This is a genomic window from Burkholderia sp. ZZQ-2 (assembly GCF_050768715.1).
GTDB classification, from domain to species: Bacteria; Pseudomonadota; Gammaproteobacteria; order Burkholderiales; family Burkholderiaceae; genus Burkholderia; species Burkholderia cepacia.
Window position 1 is genome coordinate 66,734 of sequence record NZ_LDVA01000362.1, and the last position, 19,746, is coordinate 86,479.

Annotated in this window: 23 protein-coding genes and 1 pseudogene; 9 read left to right on the plus strand and 15 right to left on the minus strand. The window is 66.7% G+C overall.

All coding sequences use genetic code 11. From position 1 onward, the window contains the following. Window positions 1–34: 34 nt before the first annotated feature. On the plus strand, window positions 35–943 hold the full coding sequence (locus ABY44_RS36160; RefSeq protein ID WP_060170781.1) for an NAD-dependent epimerase/dehydratase family protein: 909 nt from the start codon (window positions 35–37) through the stop codon (window positions 941–943). Window positions 944–1,040: 97 nt separating this feature from the next. Here the strand turns inward: ABY44_RS36160 and ABY44_RS36165 are convergent, their stop codons facing one another. The 5 genes and pseudogenes from ABY44_RS36165 to ABY44_RS36185 form a co-directional block, all read right to left on the minus strand. Further along, window positions 1,041–2,906 carry a phosphoenolpyruvate carboxykinase (GTP) gene (locus tag ABY44_RS36165; RefSeq protein ID WP_060170779.1) on the minus strand — a complete coding sequence of 622 codons (1,866 nt, stop codon included), beginning with the start codon at window positions 2,904–2,906 and terminating at the stop codon, window positions 1,041–1,043. Between the two features lie 526 nt (window positions 2,907–3,432). Next, window positions 3,433–4,209 (minus strand): annotated as a pseudogene (locus tag ABY44_RS36170) (glucose 1-dehydrogenase). Window positions 4,210–4,324: 115 nt separating this feature from the next. After that, window positions 4,325–5,080 (minus strand): SDR family NAD(P)-dependent oxidoreductase, encoded by a 756-nt coding sequence (locus ABY44_RS36175; protein WP_060170775.1) that lies wholly within the window; start codon window positions 5,078–5,080, stop codon window positions 4,325–4,327. Between the two features lie 9 nt (window positions 5,081–5,089). Further along, a complete protein-coding gene (locus tag ABY44_RS36180; RefSeq protein ID WP_060170773.1) occupies window positions 5,090–5,956 on the minus strand; it encodes an SDR family NAD(P)-dependent oxidoreductase in 867 nt (288 codons plus the stop codon). Between the two features lie 50 nt (window positions 5,957–6,006). Further along, window positions 6,007–6,507 (minus strand): nuclear transport factor 2 family protein, encoded by a 501-nt coding sequence (locus ABY44_RS36185; RefSeq protein ID WP_060170771.1) that lies wholly within the window; start codon window positions 6,505–6,507, stop codon window positions 6,007–6,009. Between the two features lie 212 nt (window positions 6,508–6,719). Between ABY44_RS36185 and ABY44_RS36190 the strand changes: the two genes are divergently transcribed. Together ABY44_RS36190 and ABY44_RS36195 are read left to right on the plus strand one after the other, a co-directional pair. Further along, entirely contained in the window at window positions 6,720–7,232 is a 513-nt protein-coding gene (locus tag ABY44_RS36190) for a nuclear transport factor 2 family protein (protein WP_060170769.1), read from the plus strand. Window positions 7,233–7,283: 51 nt separating this feature from the next. After that, window positions 7,284–8,000, plus strand: coding sequence for an EthD domain-containing protein (locus tag ABY44_RS36195; protein WP_060170767.1), 717 nt, complete (start codon window positions 7,284–7,286; stop codon window positions 7,998–8,000). Window positions 8,001–8,086: 86 nt separating this feature from the next. Here the strand turns inward: ABY44_RS36195 and ABY44_RS36200 are convergent, their stop codons facing one another. Together ABY44_RS36200 and ABY44_RS36205 are read right to left on the minus strand one after the other, a co-directional pair. After that, window positions 8,087–8,452, minus strand: coding sequence for a hypothetical protein (locus tag ABY44_RS36200; protein ID WP_060170765.1), 366 nt, complete (start codon window positions 8,450–8,452; stop codon window positions 8,087–8,089). Between the two features lie 124 nt (window positions 8,453–8,576). After that, window positions 8,577–9,341 (minus strand): alpha/beta fold hydrolase, encoded by a 765-nt coding sequence (locus ABY44_RS36205; protein ID WP_060170763.1) that lies wholly within the window; start codon window positions 9,339–9,341, stop codon window positions 8,577–8,579. Between the two features lie 156 nt (window positions 9,342–9,497). Here ABY44_RS36205 and ABY44_RS36210 point away from each other — a divergent pair, with 156 nt between their 5' ends. Next, on the plus strand, window positions 9,498–9,917 hold the full coding sequence (locus ABY44_RS36210) for an NUDIX hydrolase (protein WP_059697296.1): 420 nt from the start codon (window positions 9,498–9,500) through the stop codon (window positions 9,915–9,917). A gap of 192 nt (window positions 9,918–10,109) precedes the next feature. Here ABY44_RS36210 and ABY44_RS36215 read toward each other — a convergent pair whose 3' ends face one another. The 3 genes from ABY44_RS36215 to ABY44_RS36225 all read right to left on the minus strand — a co-directional run bounded on the left by ABY44_RS36215 (window position 10,110) and on the right by ABY44_RS36225 (window position 12,662). Further along, a complete protein-coding gene (locus ABY44_RS36215; protein ID WP_230948729.1) occupies window positions 10,110–11,075 on the minus strand; it encodes an alpha/beta hydrolase in 966 nt (321 codons plus the stop codon). Between the two features lie 174 nt (window positions 11,076–11,249). Next, window positions 11,250–12,119 (minus strand): hypothetical protein, encoded by an 870-nt coding sequence (locus tag ABY44_RS36220; protein ID WP_060170760.1) that lies wholly within the window; start codon window positions 12,117–12,119, stop codon window positions 11,250–11,252. 141 nt (window positions 12,120–12,260) lie between these two features. Continuing rightward, entirely contained in the window at window positions 12,261–12,662 is a 402-nt protein-coding gene (locus tag ABY44_RS36225) for a TetR family transcriptional regulator C-terminal domain-containing protein (protein WP_059683644.1), read from the minus strand. Between the two features lie 107 nt (window positions 12,663–12,769). Here ABY44_RS36225 and ABY44_RS36230 point away from each other — a divergent pair, with 107 nt between their 5' ends. The 5 genes from ABY44_RS36230 to ABY44_RS36250 all read left to right on the plus strand — a co-directional run bounded on the left by ABY44_RS36230 (window position 12,770) and on the right by ABY44_RS36250 (window position 15,893). Continuing rightward, on the plus strand, window positions 12,770–12,928 hold the full coding sequence (locus ABY44_RS36230) for a hypothetical protein (protein ID WP_196494411.1): 159 nt from the start codon (window positions 12,770–12,772) through the stop codon (window positions 12,926–12,928). A gap of 317 nt (window positions 12,929–13,245) precedes the next feature. Next, complete coding sequence (locus ABY44_RS36235; RefSeq protein ID WP_060170758.1) at window positions 13,246–13,749, plus strand: YbaK/prolyl-tRNA synthetase associated domain-containing protein; 504 nt, start codon at window positions 13,246–13,248, stop codon at window positions 13,747–13,749. Between the two features lie 76 nt (window positions 13,750–13,825). Continuing rightward, window positions 13,826–14,464, plus strand: a complete 639-nt coding sequence (locus ABY44_RS36240) for a helix-turn-helix transcriptional regulator (protein WP_060170756.1) — start codon at window positions 13,826–13,828, stop codon at window positions 14,462–14,464. A gap of 66 nt (window positions 14,465–14,530) precedes the next feature. Then, complete coding sequence (locus ABY44_RS36245) at window positions 14,531–15,505, plus strand: threo-3-hydroxy-L-aspartate ammonia-lyase (protein ID WP_060170753.1); 975 nt, start codon at window positions 14,531–14,533, stop codon at window positions 15,503–15,505. A 139-nt stretch (window positions 15,506–15,644) separates the two neighbouring features. Then, window positions 15,645–15,893, plus strand: a complete 249-nt coding sequence (locus ABY44_RS36250) for a hypothetical protein (RefSeq protein WP_059683648.1) — start codon at window positions 15,645–15,647, stop codon at window positions 15,891–15,893. 33 nt (window positions 15,894–15,926) lie between these two features. On the opposite strand, the gene ABY44_RS36255 is transcribed toward ABY44_RS36250, so the two are convergent. From ABY44_RS36255 to ABY44_RS36275, 5 genes are read right to left on the minus strand one after another with little or no spacing between them, the layout of a single operon-like run. After that, window positions 15,927–16,751 carry an SDR family NAD(P)-dependent oxidoreductase gene (locus ABY44_RS36255; protein WP_060170751.1) on the minus strand — a complete coding sequence of 275 codons (825 nt, stop codon included), beginning with the start codon at window positions 16,749–16,751 and terminating at the stop codon, window positions 15,927–15,929. Window positions 16,752–16,756: 5 nt separating this feature from the next. Beyond that, the gene (locus ABY44_RS36260) at window positions 16,757–17,632 is read right to left on the minus strand and encodes an SDR family NAD(P)-dependent oxidoreductase (RefSeq protein ID WP_060170749.1); all 876 of its coding nucleotides are present in this window, start codon (window positions 17,630–17,632) and stop codon (window positions 16,757–16,759) included. A gap of 31 nt (window positions 17,633–17,663) precedes the next feature. Beyond that, complete coding sequence (locus ABY44_RS36265) at window positions 17,664–18,656, minus strand: NADP-dependent oxidoreductase (RefSeq protein ID WP_060170747.1); 993 nt, start codon at window positions 18,654–18,656, stop codon at window positions 17,664–17,666. 44 nt (window positions 18,657–18,700) lie between these two features. Then, entirely contained in the window at window positions 18,701–19,357 is a 657-nt protein-coding gene (locus tag ABY44_RS36270) for a Dabb family protein (RefSeq protein ID WP_060170745.1), read from the minus strand. Further along, entirely contained in the window at window positions 19,347–19,691 is a 345-nt protein-coding gene (locus ABY44_RS36275) for a hypothetical protein (protein ID WP_059683657.1), read from the minus strand. Before ABY44_RS36275 ends, ABY44_RS36270 begins: the two co-directional genes overlap by 11 nt. Window positions 19,692–19,746 lie beyond the last annotated feature (55 nt).

A 19,746-nucleotide genomic window follows, 5' to 3' on the forward strand; every position in this document is an offset into this window, starting at 1 on the left:
CACGCGGCACGAAAACGCCGCTACCGGAGACACCATGAAGATCCTGATCGTCGGCGGCACCGGCCTCATCGGCGGCCATGCCGCGCTGCACCTGCATGCGCAGGGCAACCCCGTCACGCTCGCCGCACGCAAGCCACCCGCCTCCGGCAGCGCACTCGCGCAGTTCGACGTATTGCTGCGCGACTACGTGGCCGGCAACTTCACGCGCGACGATCTCGCGCCGTTCGACGCGGTGGTGTTCGCGGCCGGCAACGACATTCGCCACCTGCCGCCCGGCACCGACGAAGCCGCGCACTGGGAGCGCGCGAACGTCGATGCGGTGCCGCGCTTCTTCGCGCTCGCGCGCGACGCGGGCGTGAAGCGCGCGGTGCTGGTCGGCAGCTTCTATCCGCAGGTCGCGCCGGCGCTCGTCGACACGGTGCCGTACGTGCGCTCGCGCCATCTCGCCGACGAACGTGTGCGCGCGCTCGCGACGCGGTCGTTCGCCGTCTGCAGCGTCAACGCGCCGTTCGTCGTCGGGTCGGTGCCGGGGCTGCGCAACGAGATGTTCGCTGCCTACACGGGCTATGCGCAAGGCCAGTTCGCGGGGCTGCCCGTGTTCGGGCCGGCCGGCGGCAGCAACTTCATCTCGACGCAATCGCTGTCGGAAGCGATCTGGGGCGCGCTGCAGCGCGGCGAAGCAGGCAAGGCCTACCTCGTCGGCGACGAGAACCTCAGCTTCGCCGACTACTTCGCGGCCTTCTTCCGCGCGGCGGGCAATCCGCGGGACGTCCCGTCGCTCGACCAGGAGCATCCGCTGTTGCCCGACATCGCGATCTACACGGGGCGCGGCAACGTCGTGTCGTACGAACCCGATCCCGCCGACAGCGCGCTGCTGCGCTACCGGCGAGGCGATGTGCAGCGTGCGGTCGATGAAGTCGTTGCGCATTGCCGCGCGCAGTAGGCAAACGACGCGTGTGCGGCGCGGATGCAAAAACGTCCCGCCGCCGGCAACGAATGCCGGCGGCGGGACGTCGGAACGACAACGTCGATGCGGGCCGTCAGGCGCCGATACGCTGCTCGATCTTCTTCATCGTGTCGGTCATTTCGGCCGGCAGGCGCAGCTTCAGCATGTCGAACAGCGCCGCATGCAGTTTCAGTTCCTCACGCCATTCGTCGGCGTTCATCGACGTCACCGCGTCGAACTGCTCGCGCGTGAAATCGAGGCCGTCCCAGTGCAGGTCCTCGTACGCCGGCGACACGCCGAACGCATGCTCACCGCCGCCCCCCGTGCCTTCGAGACGGTCGAGCATCCACTTCAGCACGCGCATGTTCTCGCCAAAGCCCGGCCACACGAACTTGCCGTTCGCATCCTTGCGGAACCAGTTCACGCAGTAGATCTTCGGCAGTTTCGCGCCGGCGCCTTCGAGCTGCTTGCCGAGCTTCAGCCAGTGCGCGAAATAATCGCTGACGTTGTAACCACAGAACGGCAGCATCGCGAACGGATCGCGGCGCACGATGCCCTGCTGGCCGACCGCCGCAGCGGTCGTCTCCGAGCCCATCGTCGCGGCCATGTACACACCTTCAACCCAGTCGCGCGCCTCGGTCACGAGCGGCACGGTCGTCGAACGGCGGCCGCCGAAGATGAACGCGTCGATCGGCACGCCGGCCGGGTTCTCCCAGTCGTCGTCGATCGACGGACACTGCGCGGCCGGCGCCGTGAAGCGCGAATTCGGATGCGCCGCCTTGCGGCCCGTCTCCTTGCCGATCTCCGGCGTCCACGGGTTGCCCTGCCAGTCGGTCAGCTTCGCGGGCGGCGTGTCGGTCAGCCCTTCCCACCACACGTCGCCGTCTTCCGTCAGCGCGACGTTCGTGAAGATCACGTTTTCCGTGAGCGTCGAGATTGCGTTCGGGTTGGTCTTCACGCCCGTGCCCGGCGCGACACCGAAGAAACCGGCTTCCGGGTTGATCGCATACAGCCGGCCGTCGCGGCCAGGCTTCAGCCACGCGATGTCGTCGCCGATCGTCGTGACCTTCCAGCCATCGAAGCCCTGCGGCGGAATCAGCATCGCGAAGTTCGTCTTGCCGCACGCGGACGGGAATGCGGCGGCGACGTGATACTTCTTGCCGGCCGGCGACGTCACGCCGAGGATCAGCATGTGTTCGGCGAGCCAGCCCTGGTCGCGCCCCATCGTCGATGCGATACGCAGCGCGAAACACTTCTTGCCGAGCAGCGCGTTGCCGCCGTAGCCCGAACCGAAACTCCAGATCTCGCGCGTCTCGGGAAAATGCACGATGTACTTGACCGGATTGCACGGCCACGGAACGTCCTGCTGGCCGGCTTCGAGCGGATGGCCGACGCTGTGCACGCACGGCACGAAATCGCCGTCCTCGCCCAGCACGTCGTACACCTCGCGGCCCATGCGCGTCATGATGCGCATGTTCACGGCGACGTACGGGCTGTCGGACAGCTCGACGCCGACGTGCGCGATCGGCGAGCCGAGCGGGCCCATCGAGAACGGCACGACGTACAGCGTGCGGCCGCGCATCGAGCCGCGGAACAGGCCGTTGAGCGTCTCGCGCATTTCGGCGGGCGCGATCCAGTTGTTGGTCGGGCCGACGTCGTCGCGCGATGCCGCGCAGATGAACGTGCGATCCTCGACGCGCGCGACGTCCGACGGATCGGATTGCGCGAGATACGAGTTCGGGCGCTTCGCCGGGTTCAGCCGCTTGAGCGTGCCCTGGTCGACCATCTCCTGGCACAGCGCGTCGTATTCTTCCTGCGAACCGTCACACCACACGACACGCTCGGGCTCCGTGAGCGCCGCGATGCGCGCCACCCAGTCGATCAGCTTGCGATGTTTGACGAAAGCCGGCGGAGCGATCAGCGGGCCGTGCGTCGCTTCGGCCAGATTGTTTTGCGACATGAGGGTGTCTCCAGATTATTGGGCGAGGATGGGGGATGCGGGGCGAGCCCGCGAGATGGGGGATGCGATTGGAGCGCAGGGTGCGGCGGCGCGCAGGACGGGACACGCGAGCGGAGCGCGTGTCGATGCCGCGATGCGTGCGAGAGAAGGTGACGTCTCGTTAGAAGGTGCGAACGCGAGTTTCGCCATGCAAGCAACCTGCCGTACAACTCCATGGCGACCAGCATACCATCGCCGTTATTTGGCAAACGTTGCGTTGCAACAAGAAACAATCATGTCGGCGATCCGGCACGCCGGTTGCCTGTGAATTATTTTTACAACGCCATTGCGCGCGTTTCAGGGGACGAAACGGCCATGACGGCCGTCCAACAAGGGTTTCGCGGAAGCGGCAAATCCGGCCCGCCGCGCCCGCGTTTAGCCAGCGAGCGCGCGGGCCGTGCGAATTCACGTTTTCGCTAGTCAGGCAAACCCTGAATTAGGTTGCGTACACAAACATCCGACGAGAACGTGCGGCAGGCCCACCCGCTCAAAACGGCGCGCCCGGCAATCCGGGGTAATACGCGCCTGCCGCCATCCCGCCGTCGACGGCCAGTTCGGCGCCGTTGCAGTACGACGCTTCGTCGCTCGCGAGGAACAGCGTCGCGCGCGCGATTTCGTCGGGCAGGCCGACGCGTTGCAGCGGCACGTTCGCATAGTGCTTGTTGATTTCCTCGAGCGGCGCGCCGGTCGGGTTCGACATCGCGGTGTTCACGCCGCCCGGATGAATCGAATTCACGCGCACGCCCTGATGGCCGAGTTAGAGCGCCGCGACCTTCGTCAGCCCGCGTACGCCCCACTTGCTCGACACGTACGCGGCCAGTGCGTTCGCGCCGCGCAGCCCGTCCACCGACGAGATGTTGACGATCGAACCGCGCTTCTGCGCGATCATGCGCGGCGCGATTGTCCGGATCCCGACGAACGTGCCGACGAGGTTGATCGACACCGCACGCTCGAAATCGCGTTTCGACAGCTCGGTGATGCCGCCGAACGTCAGCACGGCCGCATTGTTGACCAGCACGTCGATACGGCCGAACTGCTCGACCGTCGCTTCGGTCACGCGCACCCAGTTCGCTTCGTCGGCGACGTCGAGCCGCATGAAGCACGCCGCGTCGCCGAGCTCGCGCGCGAGCGCTTCGCCTTCCGCATCGAGCACGTCGCCGATCACGACGCGCGCGCCCTCCGCGACGAACAGCCGGCACGTCGCCGCGCCCATGCCACGCGCACCGCCCGTGACGATCGCTACCTTTCCTTCCAGTCGACCCATGTCGTCCTCTCTTCGATTCCGGTTTGCCGGCCGCCGCGCGCAGGCGTGCACGCACTTGCCGGATCATGATCGGCACGCGGCCGGTGCCGCGCGCCTCCGCCGTCAGCCGCCGCCGTCAGCCCCAGTACGCCTGCCCGCCGTCGAGCGGCAGCGTCGCGCCCGTCAGGTACGCCGCGTCGCGGCTCGCCAGAAACACGATCGCGCGGCCGATGTCCTGCTCGCAGTCGCCTACGCGGCCGAGCGGAATCGTGCGGAAAAACGCGGCGGCTTCCTGCGGGTTCGCCTCGACCCAGCCTTTCAGGCCCGGCGACAACGCGTGCGGTGCGACCGCATTCACGCGGATCCCGTCCACGCCCCACTCGCAGGCAGCCGCGCGCGTCAGCGCACGAATCGCCTCCTTGGTCGCCGCGTACGCGCCGTAGCCGGACGCATCCCAGCGCACCGCGGCCGACGAAGCGAAATTGACGATCACGCCGTCGCCCTTCAGATGCGGATGGCACGCGCGCATCATGCGCAGCGTCGCGATCGGCCCAGACTCGAGCCCCGCGAGGAAATCCGCATCGGTTACGTCGAGCAGGCGGCCGAGCGGCACGACCTGCGCGTTGTTGATCAGGATCTGCACGCCGCCGAAGCGTGCAACGACGCTGTCGACGCACGCCGCTATCTGCGCGGCGTCCATCACGTCGCACACGAACGGCTCGGCCACGCCGCCACGCGCGCGAATCGCCTCGCAGGTCGCGAGCAGCTTGTCGCGGGTACGACCGACCACCGCGACGTGCGCGCCTTCCGCCGCGAGCGCCAGCGCGACGCCCTGGCCGACGCCCTGCCCCGCGCCCGTCACGAGCGCGACCTTGCCTTTCAGGATGCCCATGTGCACTCCTTAAGCGACGATCGCCGGATGCGCCTGCACGGGCCCGCCGAGCAGTTCGCGGTACGACGGCGGCTGCTTGCCGTCGAGATCGGCGATGCCGTACCGCAACGCGGTTTCCGCGCCGACGAGCACCTGCCCCGACAACGCCATGCGCTGCGGATCGCCATGGATCGCGTGAATCACGCGGCCCGTGAATTCCGGGCTTTCCGCGACGAGCGAGAATTCCTTGTACAGATCCGGGTGTTCTTCCCACACGCGCGTCGTGCGCTCGGTGCGCAGCGGGCCCATCCAGATCGACACGGCCGCGACGTCGAACGGCTTCAGGTCGACGGCCATGTCCTTCGCGAACTTGTCGACACCGGATTTCTGCGCGCCGTAGGCCGCCCCGTGCATGTAACAGCTCGCGCCGAACGACGACGTGAACGCGATCAGCCCGCTGCGACGCTTCACCATCAGCGCCGCCGCGTGCCAGCTCGCGACATAGGCGGAGCGCAGCCCGACATCGAGGATGTTGACGAGGTCGAGCGACTTCTCCCAGAACGGGCCCGGCAGGATCAGTTGATCGTGCAGATAGGTCGCGTTGTTGACGAGAATGTCGAGCCGCCCGCTTTCACGTTCGACGCGCTCGAACAGCGCCTTCACCTGCGCGTCGTCCGCGTGGTCGCACGCCACCGCGATCCCGCGGCCGCCGAGCGCATCGATCTCGCGCGCGGTCTCGTGGATCGTGCCGGGCAGCGGCGCATCGCCTTCGTTCTGCGAGCGGCCCGTGACGTAGACGGTCATGCCGGCCGCGCCGAGCGCGCGCGCGATGCCCTTGCCCGCGCCGCGCGATGCGCCCGTCACGACGGCGACCGGCGCATCGTGGTTCTGTGTCATGTTCGATGTCTCCTGTGGAATGTGCGTCATGTGCAAGGCGCTGGCGTGCGTCAGGCGGCCGGCGGCTGCGCACCGGCGAACAGCACGCCCGGCGCATCGCCTTCGTAACGGGCCGACAGCGTCGACGTGACGACGCAGCGCGTGCCCGCGATCTTCCATTCGCCGTCGATCTTCCGGTATTCGTCGTCGTAGTACGCGCCGAGCTGCGTGAGCGTTCGCGCGTTCGTGTCGATCATCTGGTAGTGCAGGCCCCACGTGCCGCGCGCATGCACGTCGTCGAGCACGTCGATCTCGGGATTCACGCCGTGATGCATCTCGACGATGTGCGGATGGCAGCCGAGTTGCACGAATACGTCGACGAGCGCGTCGCGCGTGTCGAACGTGCCGATGCGGCCGTAGTCGATGTGCACGTGGCCGGGCGCGAAGCAGTCGCGCATCCCCTGCGGATCCTTGCGGTCGCAGCACGTGAAGTAGCGCGCCTTCAGCCGGCGGATCGCGTCGGCATCCTCGAGCCGGCGCACACGCGCTTCCAGCGATTCGATGAGGGTCATCCTGTCTCCTTGTTCGGTGCCGGAGCGGTTCGATGGCCGCGTCGATGCCACGTTACCGCCGCGCGATGCGTCGGCCATCACCCGTTCGGATGAAACCGGCGATTCGTCCTCGCAGCGCCGGGCGCATGCGTACGGCGCGTTCGTCCGAACAGACGATGTGATGCAGGCGGCTTCGTTCCTACCATCGAACGACACCACCACGAGACCCGGCGATGGACGACACGACCCGCACGCTCCACGAGTACGAGCAGATCCGACAGTTGAAGTACCGGTATTTCCGCGCGGTCGACACGCACGACTGGGCGCTGCTCGCGGATTGCCTGACCGAAGACTGCGAGGCCCGCCTGTACGGCAGCCGCTACGTGTACGACGGCCGCGACGCATTCGTGTCGAGCCTGCGCGAGCTGATCGGCAAGCCGACTTTCCTGACGATGCATCACGGCCATCACCCCGAGCTCACGCTGGTCTCGGCCGATCATGCGTGCGGCGTGTGGTTTCTCGAGGACCACGCGATCAATCTCGAGGACAACTACCTGCTGCACGGCACTGCGTTCTACGACGACCAGTACGTGAAACGCGACGGCGCGTGGCGCATTCACGCGACGCGCCACGAGCGCCTGTTCGAAACCGTCACGTCCCCGATTCCGCCGTCGTTCACGCTGACCGCGAACCGGTTCGCGCCGGACGCACATCCGTCGGCCGGATCGCCCGAAACCGCTTCCTGAACCCCGGCGGCAACGCCGCCGATCCCGTCATTCCCCTCTGGAGCCGGAGCAATGGAGAAAGTCATTTACGTGTTGTGGCGCGACGCGCAGGCTGCGCCCGATCAATGGAGCCGCACGGTGCGCGCGCCACTCGCCGACAAGCTGCTGTCGCTCGGTGCGCACGGCGTGCAGGTGAACGTCGCGGATGCGGACGTCGCGCCGGCCGCCGGCCTGAAGCAGACCAACACGCACCCGGGCATCGACGGGATCGTCGCGGTGTGGGTCGATAGCGCAAACGCGATGTTCCGCCAGCCGTTCGACGACGCGGTGCGTGCAATCGTCCCGCACATGGCTGCGTATCTCGTCACCGAATCGCAGCCGATTCCGAATACGCGCTTTCCGGCACGGCCGGGCGAGCGCACCACGGGCTTCTCGCAGCTCGCGTTCCTGAAGCGGCCGCCGCGTCTCACGCACGAAGCATGGCTCGACGTGTGGCACGGGCATCACACGCGCGTCGCGATCGATACGCAGGACAATTTCCTGTACGTGCAGAACGTCGTCATGCGCGCGCTCACGCATGCGGCGCCCGGTTATGACGCGATCGTCGAGGAATGCTTTCCCGCCGCGGCGATGACCGATCCGCATGCGTTTTTCGATGCGGTCGGCGATGACGAAAAATTCCAGCGCAATGTGGCCGAGATGATGGACAGCTGTGGACGCTTCATCGACTTCGACAAGATCGATGTGGTGCCGACGAGCCAGTATGTGGTGAAGGCAGTGCGGGGGTGAGTTCGGGGGATCGCATGGGGCGATCCTTGCCGGCGCCGGGAGTTGTCGTTCGAGATTGCCGCACCGGCTTTCCCGGCCCCTTCAGCTCACTCGAACTTGCGGAAATCCACGTATTCCTTGACGAACTTCCCCGTCGACAGGAGTGCGCTTTCGATGTCCGCGATAACGGATGAGTTGTCGATCGACGCCGTCACGAACAGTCCCCAGATATCGTTGTCAATTTCATAGTGGCCCCGGGCGTAGGCCCAATAGCTGAAGTAGCGGTCGTGAAACAATGCGACCACGGGTTCATCAACGCCGTACGGATGCGGAACCTCGACAGCGTGCAGCGCATCCTGCAAGATCGCGGCGATGCTCGGGAAATCCGCTGCACGATGATCATCGAGTATCTCGACCAGCAGATCACTGCCGTGAAATACCGGTCGAACACGGAATCGAATCAGGTTTGTCATGGCTCGTTTTCTGTTGTCGTGGCCCGGTATCGAACGACGGCTCGCAGCCGGTTACGAAAGCGGACATACCGAACGGGCATTGGTCGCGGCGATGACGGCACACTTGCCGACGCCGGTTTTCCGGTTACTCGAGCGCCTGCCGGATCGCCAAGGCGAGCCCGGCCGGATTATCCCAGGCCATCGAATGGCCCGCGTTTTCCACGATGCCGACGTTCACCCCTTCCGCGCGAAGACGTTCGGTGTCGACATCGGGCAGCGAGCGTGCTCCAAACAAAACGGTTCTCGGCATCTTCATCGAATAGAGCTGCTCGCGCCAGCTTGGATGACTGCCCTCGATGAGCGACACGGCACTTCGATGGACGGCGTACGGAGCACTGGCCGACATCGAAGCCGCCCAGATATCGCTGCCGCCGGCGGCGGATTCGGCGATCAGCGCGGCGTGCCCGCCTTGCACATATTCCGCCTCTGTCATCGCCGCGATTTTTCTGCTGAAAAAGCCGCCTCCAGGCTCCAGATTGGGCTCGCCCAGCACGAGATGCCGCACCCGCTCACCGAGCTGCATCGATGCGGCGATCGCCACTGCGCCCCCCATGCTGTGACCGAACAGGTTGAGCGACGACAGCGCCAGATGATCGGCGAGCGCCACGATCGTTCCGGCATGCTCTTGAATGGTGTAGGAAAAGTCCACGGGCCGATCGCTGAACCCGAATCCAGGCAGATCGACCAGCACCGCCCGATGCCCCGACAAAGCAGGCTGTGCCATGACGCCCGGATAATCGCAGGAGGACGCGCACCCCAATCCGTGAACGAAGAATGTCGGTATCCCTTGCCCGGGGAGATCGTGATACCGGATTCCCCATTGGCCGTTCCTTATGGCAAAAGTCTTCATGTTCGATTTCCAGCTTTCAATGTTCAACGGCCGTATCGGCCGTACCGCACCCTGACATCGCTGTCGTGCCTCGCGGATGCTTATATCAAATCGAGCGTACGCGTCGATACCCGAGAATCTACACTGACAGCCCCGCTTCCACGATATGGATCATGCATGGAATCGCCTGCCCCCTTCAGTGGTTCGAAGATTGCGCTCTTCAAGGACCGGGACATTCTCGTCTATCGACGTGACGACAAGCCCGACATCCCGTTTCCCGGCCTGTGGGACCTGCCGGGCGGAGGCAGGGAAGGTAACGAGACGCCCGAAGCGTGCGTGTTGCGTGAACTCCATGAGGAATTCGGATTGACGATACCGGGCAGCCGGATAGGTTGGTCCAGGGTCTATCCGTCGAGCCGGCCCGACCGCCTGCCACACTGGTTCTTCGCCGGTTGGCTGAGCGCTGCGGAAATCGCCGCGATCCGTTTCGGCAATGAAGGCCAGGAATGGACGCTGATGGATGTCGACGCGTATCTGCAGCTCACTGATGCGATCACGCATTTGCAGGCGCGCGTGACGGATTATCTGAATCGTTGACGGCGCACGATTGTCGGCGATTGACGTTTGTCCGTCGAATGTCGCGTGCTACGCCGACGCCTGATCGATGCGTTCGACTGAAGCTGGTTGAAGTGACCATGCCCGCATCCCGACAGCAGACGCTCGACGTCATTTGACCGGTGCCTGCTTCGATAAAGGCCGCCCTGACGGATCAACCGGATTCGACTGGAACTAGCGCCGATTCGCTGTCGCCGCATGCACGAACGCCGAAATTGCCGCCACCACGCCGTCCGCCAGCGGCAGATCCGGGTTCGAATAAGCGGCGAGGTTTTCCTGCAGCGCCGACGTGCGAACCGTCTTGAGCACATGATTGGCGTCGGCGATCAGCGCCATTTCGGCCTGCGGATTGGCGTGCTTCAGCAGTTCCGCGTCCTGTACGGCAACCTGGATATCCCGCGCCCCCTGCACGATGAGCACGGGCTTCATGTAACCGGCCAGCAGCGCTGCCGGATCGAGGATCAACTCGCTCATCAGGAAGCGCTGGATTTGCGGCCTGAACAACGGCATGAGTGCCGGGTCGATCCTGGCTGCGTCTACCCGTTCACCTGCCTCCAGGGATTCGAGGATCGTCATTGCATTGGCAAGAATCGGAGCATTTGCCGGGTTCGATTGCAGTTGTTGCCTCAACACGGGCCCTAGCGGGCGCCCTGCCGTCGATACCAGGATCAGGCCGCCGATGTCGTCCATTTGCCGGGCAGCCGACAACGCCACCCATCCGCCTTCGCTATGGCCCAACAGCCACACCCGGGAAGCGCCCGTCCGCGCGCGAATGGCGGTGACCCACGAACGGACGTCGGCCGCGTACTCGTCGATCGTGACGTCATCGACATCCGGTATCGCCGACGCGCTGCCGTACATGCCGCGCTTGTCGATTCGAACCGACGCGATTCCTTCATCGCGCAATCCCTCCGCAAGCAATCGATAGGTCGACGCCTGAACCCCGTTCGGCGCGTTACCGTTCCTGTCGGTCGGGCCCGAGCCCGGCACGATCAGCACCACCGGGGCATCGCCGGAACCCGGGGACAAAAGCGTGCCTTTCAACGGGCCGGCCGGGCCCGGTGCTTCGATTTCCGTCTGCATGGTTTGTAAAGGATCTCTCGAATGAAGGGCGAAAGCCATTGTGATGCTCGCGAACATCGCCGTCGCCATCGGCCCTGGCCGCGCATGAACCCTCGACGTCTTCCTGGGATGGCCACGACGTCCTGGCAACACCGCGATCAATTGCCAGCGACGGAAGCGGCTCGTTCAAGCCGTCGTACCTGGCCGACACCCGTCCGATGCAATTGACCGAGGCCGCCCCGCTCTTGCCCGTCAGTCACCCGTGAACCGGCGCGGCTGATACGTATTCCCGTTCCAGGTAAAACGCGCGGACTTGCCCGCCCCGGCCTTTCCCTTGGGACGCACAAGGAGGTCGTAGTGCCCGTTCGTCATGTGAGGACTGAACGACAGCACGTAATGCGTCTCCGTCGTATTTTCCGCATCACAGGAATCCCGCCGGGCATCGCCCGGCTTCCCGCGTTTTCCGTCGTTCTTCTCCTCACATTCCGCAGCCCCGTCCTTGTCATAGGTCGACCAGTCGGTAAGCGCGGAGAATACGGGCGTCACGCGGCCGTCGCGATAACGGTACAGGCTCAGTATCCCGGTCGAATCGCTATGCGCGGTCGACGTGTAGTTATTGCCGAAGAGCACGCCAAAGGCAGTTTCCTGCGCGCTGATCCGGTAGGGAATGACGTCCATGGCCAGGAATGCACTCCATAACATCGGTGACGTATCGACGCGCTCGCTCCGATCGCTCGCGAGCAGGCGGAACCCTTGCCCGTCGCGGGTCAGCACACCTGTCCACAACTCCGCGTCGACGGTTTCGGTCGGGCGCTGGACCAATGCGGCCACGACCCAAAGCGGCCCTGAAGCCGACGGCCCATGTGCCCATGGTGACAGCGCGACACCCTTGACACTGTCTGCCGGGGCCGGGTCCGTGCCCATCAGGGTGCGCAACGCAGCTTGTTGCTGCTCGTCGTCGGTCACGTTGCTCGACGCAAACGCGCAGTGCGCGACCAGCGCCAGGACGAGCGTCAGCACCGTTTGGATGGAAAAGTCGAGTTTCCTGCTTCTTCGGGCGCGTGAGTCTCGCCGCCCAAAGGATGAATCATCTCCGCGCGCTTCCTGCATGCCGATCGACATTGCCCGTGTTCTCCTCGTAGATCCTGTTTCCAGCCAGTTGCGAGCAAGTTTCGTCGCGTCAATGTCTCTGCGCCTGACTCGACGGGCTTCGACCGCTCGAGCCGATGCCGGAGACGTCGAACCGCATCGCAGCGATTCAATTCATGGCGCCTTGGCCAAAGCCAGAACGGCCATCACCGCATCGTCCTCGATTCCCTTGATATCCGACGGGAACCGGTTTCTTTGCGGTATCAACACGATGAGCCCCTCGATCTGCGCGGTAACCAGCGCGGCTCGCCTCGCGAGCGCAGCTTGCGACAGCGCCGGGTTCACGGCCTCGATGAATCCGGCGATCACGCGCCGTTGAAACCCGTATCCCTCTTCGAGCATTTTCCGCGCGAACTCCTGAGTCTGCGCCAGTGCCCAGAAGTTCACGAACAGGCTTTGCGTCCGGGGCTGCTTGCCGTCCTCGAGCAACAACCTGACCACTTTCTCCAGGCGGCCCTCGGCTGTCAGCGACGTGTCCGCGCTGACACTGTCGTACGTATTGGCGTAGGCCTCCATCGTCGCGGAAAATCGGTTTCATCGACGACGAACGCATCATCTACTCGGGTGGATGTTTCGGTCACGGCGTCGCCCTGACGCACCTCAACGGCCGGACGATCGCGGACATGCTGAGCGGGAAGCAAACGGCCTTGACGGACTTCTGGATCGTGAACCGCAAATCGATGTCGATGAAAAGCGACACGCTGTCGTTCCTGTTCGGCAGGGCGGCCCGTCAAGCGCTGAAGACCTGGGACCGATGGGAGGAGCGAGGATTGACGAAGTAATGGCGGGGGATCCGCGCGTTCCCGTCCTGGCCGGCGGCATGACGCTGGCGCCGGAACCCCGTCGCGATTCCCGTCGCACGAAATCCTCGTTCTTCGACGGGCCGCGCGCCGGAAATTCCCCGACGCTCATCAACATTGCGCAACGCCACTGTTTGTCGATCCCCTTCCCACCCGTAGCGCCCTCCACGCCTCGCCCGCACGCATCTTTGCCACGCGCATGACAAAACGTCTATAATTGGACAATCCATCGACTGGCACGCTGAAGCATTCGCCCCCTGGCGCGCCTCGATTCCCCGGCCCCGCCTGCCCGGAGCGACATGAGCGACTACCCCGTTTTCGACACGCTTTGCGATCTGCTGAACACGTCCGGCGCACGATTCCGCGTGCTGGAACATCCGGCCGAAGGAAAATGCGACGCGATCGCCGCGCTGCGCGGCACACGCCCCGAACAGGGCGCGAAGGCAATGCTGTGCACGTTCAAGGACGGCGGCGACTCCACTGCGCTCGCGGTGATTCCCGGCCACCTGAAGATCGATTTCCGCAAGGTCGCCGATGCGGTCGGCCGTCGCAAGGCGACACTCGCATCGCCCGATCTCGCGGCCGCCGTCACGCGCTGCGTGATGGGCGCCGTGCCGCCGTTCGTGTTCGACGCCGGCGTGACGCTCGTCGTCGATCCCGCACTGGTCGAACACAACACCGAGATTGCATTCAACGCGGGCCGCCTCGACCGCTCCGTCGTACTCGACGCGGCCGACTACGTGCGGATCGCGCAGCCGCTGCTCGCCGACATCACGCGGCCGCAAGCGGCGGACGGCGAGTAACTCGCCCGCCGCCCGCAGCCCGCCGCCCGTTTCCCGACGCCGTCGCATCGATCCGAACCCCGAACGCGAAACCACCATGACCCCCCCCCGGAACAAGGCGCCGTCCGAGCAGGCATCGCTGATCGAACAGGTGCAGCGCATTGCCGAAGGGCTCGGCGCGATGTTCGCGCCGTTCACCGAGGTCGTGGTTCACGACCTGCGCACGCCGAAGCACGCGATTCTCGCGATCCACAACAACCTGTCGGGACGCGCAGTCGGCGATCCCGCGACCGAGCTCGGCCTCGCCCGCATCGCGGACGACGATTTCCCGCAAGTGCTCGCGAACTACCCGAACCGCTTCGCCGACGGCCGCACCGCGAAAAGCACGTCGATCGGCATCAAGGATTCGACCGGCCGCTACGTGGCCGCGCTGTGCCTGAACGCCGACACCACGCTGTTCCGCGGCTTCCAGGGCATGCTGAACCAGTTCTGCAGCACGGACGGCGAAGCCGTCGCCGAAACGCTCGACCCGGCCGGCGCGGACGCGATCCGGCAACGCATCGACGCATTCGCGATGCGCCTCGCGACGACGCCGCGCGAACTGAAGACCGACCAGCGCCGCGAGCTGATGCAGGCGCTGAAGGCCGACGGTTTCCTCGAAGTGCGTCGCGCGATGGAAATCGTGTCGCAGCATCTCGGCGTCTCGCGCGCGACCGTCTACAACGATGCGAAATGATTCCGGATTCCGGCGCGCCGTGCGCGCGGCGTCCCTGTTGACTGACCTTTCCGACCCCAAACGACCATGAACGCTCCGACTCTCCCCACGTACGACGACGTTGCCGCCGCCGCGGCCCGGCTCGAAGGCCATGCGCACCGCACGCCGGTGATGACGTCGCGGACGATCGACGAAGCGCTCGGCGCGCAGGTGTTCTTCAAGTGCGAGAACCTGCAGCGCATGGGCGCGTTCAAGTTCCGCGGCGCGTTCAACGCGCTGTCGCGCTTCGACGCGGAGCAGCGCCGCAACGGCGTCGTCGCGTTCTCGTCCGGCAACCATGCGCAGGCGATCGCGCTGTCGGCGCGCATCCTCGGCATTCCCGCGACGATCGTGATGCCGCAGGACGCGCCGGCCGCGAAGATCGCCGCGACGCGCGGCTACGGCGGCAAGGTCGTGACCTACAACCGCTACACCGAGGATCGCGAGCAGATCGGGCGCGATCTCGCGGCGCGGCACGGGCTCACGCTGATCCCGCCCTACGACCACCCGGACGTGATCGCCGGCCAGGGCACGGCGGCCAAGGAACTGTTCGACGAAGTCGGCCCGCTCGATGCGGTATTCACGCCGCTCGGCGGCGGCGGGTTGCTGTCGGGTACCGCGCTCGCCACGCGCGCGCTGTCGCCGCACGCAACGCTGTACGGCGTCGAGCCGGAAGCCGGCAACGACGGCCAGCAATCGTTCCGCTCCGGCGCGATCGTGCATATCGACACGCCGCGCACGATCGCCGACGGCGCGCAGACGCAGCACCTCGGCAACCTGACGTTCCCGATCATCCGCCGCGACGTCGACGACATCCTCACCGCGACGGACGCAGAACTGGTCGACTGCATGCGCTTCTTCGCCACGCGTATGAAGATTGTGGTCGAGCCGACCGGCTGCCTGTCGTTCGCCGCCGTGCGACGGATGAAGGATGCGCTGCAGGGCAAGCGCGTCGGCGTGGTGATCAGCGGCGGCAACGTCGATCTCGAGAACTTCTGCACGCTGGTGTCGGCGTCGGCCTGACCATCGCGGCGCGCATGACCATTCCGTCATCCGCGCCGCATCCCGCCGCATCACGCCTTCACGCCGCGTTAAGTTTCGCGCCCTAGACTGATTACGTTGTCCCGCAATCCGTCGCGCAGTCAGTCGTGAAGGAGCCACCATGAAAACGCACGCGATCGTCGCCGCCGCCCTGGCGGCCGCTTCCCTTTCGGCGTTCGCTCAACCGGGCGTGACGTCATCCGGTTTTCCCGCCGCGTCGCCGCACGACGCCATCGCGCAAGCGACGCACCGCTCGCCCGCCGCGTTGCCGCACGCCGGCTTCGTGCTCGCGAAGATCGACCAGAACAATACGCCCCCCGATCGCGGCGGCGACCCGAGCGGCCGCACGCATTCCGGCACGCACATGTGACGGCCCGCGCCGGGCGCCGCTGCCGCCCGGCCCTCAGAACGACGGCAACGACGGATCGCGCGCGGCCAGAATGTCGTCGGTGCGCCGCTGCAGCGCGCCGTCGATCGTCTCCGGTTGCGGAATCAGCCAGTAGCGCCCGGCACGGATGCCGTCGAACACCCGCTCGGCGAACGCGTCGGGCGTGAGCCCGTGCGCGTTCAGCATCGAGCGCATCGTGTCGACGAAGCCACGCACTTCGGGCCGGTCGTGCACCGCGCCGAACGGGTCGTTGAAGATGCCCGATTGCACGGGGCCGGGCGCAAGCAACGACACGCCGACCGGCGCACCGAGCATCTTCAGTTCTCCGTACAGCGATTCGGTCAGCGCGACCACCGCGAATTTCGTCGCCGAATAAGGCGACATCAGCGGGCTCGGCAGGAACCCGCCCACCGATGCGGTATTCACGATGCGCGCCGGCACGTTGCGTTCGAGCATCCGCGGCACGAAGCTGCGGATTCCGTTCAGCACGCCGTGCACGTTGATCGCGAAGCTGCGCTCGAAGCGCTCCGGCGTGATTTCCCAGCTGAAGCCGGTCGCCATCACGCCCGCGTTGTTGAACAGCAGGTCGACCCCGCCGAAGCGCTGCCACGCGGCTTCCGCCAGCGCATCGACAGCTTCCGGCCGGCTGACGTCGGTCGGCACGCACAGCACGTCGGTGTCGAGCGTCGCGGCGAATGCGTCGAGCTTCACCGGGTCGAGATCGGCCAGCACGACGCGCATGCCGAGCCCGGCAGCATGGCGTGCAAGCCCGCTGCCGATGCCGCTGGCCGCGCCGGTGATCACGGCGGTGCCGCCGTCGAAGCGAATCGGGTTCGTCATGTCGATCAGAGTCCTGTGGGGTCGATGTGGGGATGCGCATACGCGGGAATCACCGGCGGCGGCAGCACCGTGCGGCCGTCGAGCGAATGCACCGCGAGCTGCTGCGCGAGCGGGAAATGCAGGCTGTGCGTGACGAGGCCGGTGCGTTCGCGCGCCGGCAGGCTGCACAGCGCGAGCGCGGTTTCCGCGAGATACGCGACATCCTCGGTCGGATAGCCTTCGGGGATGTAGCGCGCGGCGCCCGGCGTGCGGATCGCCGTGCTCGGCGCGACGAGATTCACCGCGATGCCGTCGGCTTCGAGTTCGGCCGCGAGCCCCTGCGTGAAGCGCGACAGCGCCGCCTTCGCCGCCGCGTAGACGGTCGCACCGCCCGCACGCGAGAAATCGTCGAACGGGCGCAGCGGCGGCAGCGCCGTCACCGAGCCGACGTTCACGATCCAGCCGGCGCCGCGCGCACGCATCAGCGGGATCGCGGCCTGCGCCAGCGCGAACGGAATCCGCAGATAGTGTTCGATCGTCGTGTCGAACATCGTCATCGGCATCGCGTCGACGCACGCATAGTCGGCCACGCCCGCGTTGTTGACGAGGATGTCGAGGCCGCCGGCCGCCTGCGCCGCGCGTCCGACGAGCGCGTCGCGCTCGGCCGCGTTCGACAGGTCGGCCGCGAGCGCGAGCGCGCGACCGCCCGCCTGCTCGATCAGCGCGACCGTTTCGGCGAGCGTGCCGGCGGTCGTGGCCGATCGCGCGAGGCTGCGCGCCGTCACGACGACGATCGCGCCTTCGGATGCCAGGCGCTGTGCGATCGCACGGCCAATGCCGCGGCTTGCGCCGGTCACGAGCGCGCACTTGCCGGCCAGCACGCCGGTTCGGGTATCGGTCATCGTTGTCTCCTGTGATGGACGTGCGGGCCGCTCAACCGGCGATATCCGCAACATGAAGCACCAGCTTCGTTTTCGCCTCGCCCGTTTGAACGAGATCGAGGGCATGGGCCGCCTGTTCGAGCGGAAATCGGTCGAAGCGCGGCACGCGCAGTGCGCGCCGCTCGAGTTGCGTCGCGATCCGGCCGAGCGTGGCGCCGCTCGGCATCCGGCTGTAGGTCATCGCGGTGCGCAGGCCGCGCCGGGCGGCTTCGGCGGCCGTCGCGGCCAGCCGCTGCGCATCGCCCGGTGCGAGCGTCATGATGTTCACCAGCGTGCCGCCCGGTGCCAGCAGGTCGAGCGCGTCGGGCAGCGTGTCGCCGCCGACCGCGTCGAGCACGAGGTCGGCCCCGCCGGGCGCCCATGTGCGCAGCGCCGCCGCGATGTCCTGCGCGCGATAGTCGATGCTTGCCGCGGCGCCCAGCGATTCGACCGTCTCGCGGTTGCGCGCGGAACACGTCGCCGCGACCCGCGCGCCGGCCTGCACCGCGAGCTGGATCGCGAACGTGCCGACCGCGCCCGCGCCGCCGTGCACCAGCACGGTCTGTCCGGCCTTCAGGCCGCCGTCGTCGAACAGGCCGGCCCACGCGGCAAGCGCCGGGGTCGGCACCGTGGCGGCTTCCGCGAGGCTCACCGCGTCGGGCACGCGCACGACCGAGTCGTGGCGCACCGCCACGTATTCCGCATACGCGCCCCAGCGCCCCGCGCCGACGTCGGTTTGCGCGAACACCCGCATGCCGGGCGCGAAACCGTCGACGCCGTCGCCGACCGCTTCGACCACGCCCGCCGCGTCGAAGCCGATCACGAACGGAAACGTGTACTGCATGAATGCGCCGAGGTAGCCTTCACGGCATTTCCAGTCGGCGGGATTGACGCCCGCAAAGGCAACGCGGATCAGCACGTCGCCGGGGCACGGCGTCGGTGCCGGCACGTCGGCCATCCGCAAGACGTCGGAATGACCGGCGCGATCGATCAACAGGGCTCGCATCTTCGTGTCTCCAGGGGTGGTGTCAGCTTGGCGGGCGCGCCGCGTCACGCCGCCGTCTCGGCCAGCAGGCTCGACGCGAGCGGACAGAACGCATGCGAGATCGCATCGACCGTCCAGTCGGGGCTTTCGGCATCGAACCGGCGGTCGACCCAGCCCCAGTGATACGGATGCATCAGGTATTCGCCGAGCAGATCGCCGACGCGCGCGAATTCCTGCTGCCACACGTGTGTCCACGCGCCCGGGGTCGCGATCCGGCTCAGGCGCCAGTTGCGGATGCCGGGCATGTACGCGGGCATGCGCAGCAGTTCGCGTTCGAGCGCTGCGACCTGCGCGGCGCCGGCCTGCGGCCGCGCGCGCAACATCAGCGTGCGCCACACGCCGTCGCGCAGCGCGGGTTCGCGCAGGCCGCCGCCGATCGCGCGGCACACGGCGCCGTCGATGCGTACGATGCCAGGCAGTTGCGCGAGCGCGGCGAAATCCGCCGTGCCGTCGGCCGCGCCGTTGGCTGTGCAGTTGGCTACCGAATCGTCGCGCAGCACGTCGAGCGTGTAGTCGCCCGCGCCCCAACTGCCGTCCTGGTTGCGCGCCAGCGCCACGCGTTTCGCCCCGGCCAGCGCGTGTGCCGCTTCGTGCAACGCGCGTTCGATGCCACCGGCGTCGCGATCCGCCGACACGAACACCTGTGCCGTGTCATGCCGCATGATCGACCTCCGTCAGCGCGGGCAGCGGCGCATCGGCGTCCGTCATCACATGGCGGCGGCGCACGTCGCACAGCGCGTCGACCGCCATCCAGAAACCAGCCACGCCGGCATCCGTCAGCGCGCGCATCCGGTAGTAGGCCGGCGCATCGGCCACGTGCCAGGTCAGCCACAGCGTGCTCGGCTGCCCCGGCACCGCAACGGGCGGCGACACCCAGTGGCCGGCCGCCGTCAGCCCGCGTGCCGCGTGGCCCGGCAGGTAGCGGTCGCGTAGCAGCGCAAGCACGTCGGGAATGCGCTCGGGCGCGAGCGTGATTTCGTCTACGATCTGGATCATTCGCGTGTCGTCCGTGGTCGTTCGTGACAGGGATCGGCGGCCGGCCTACGCCGTT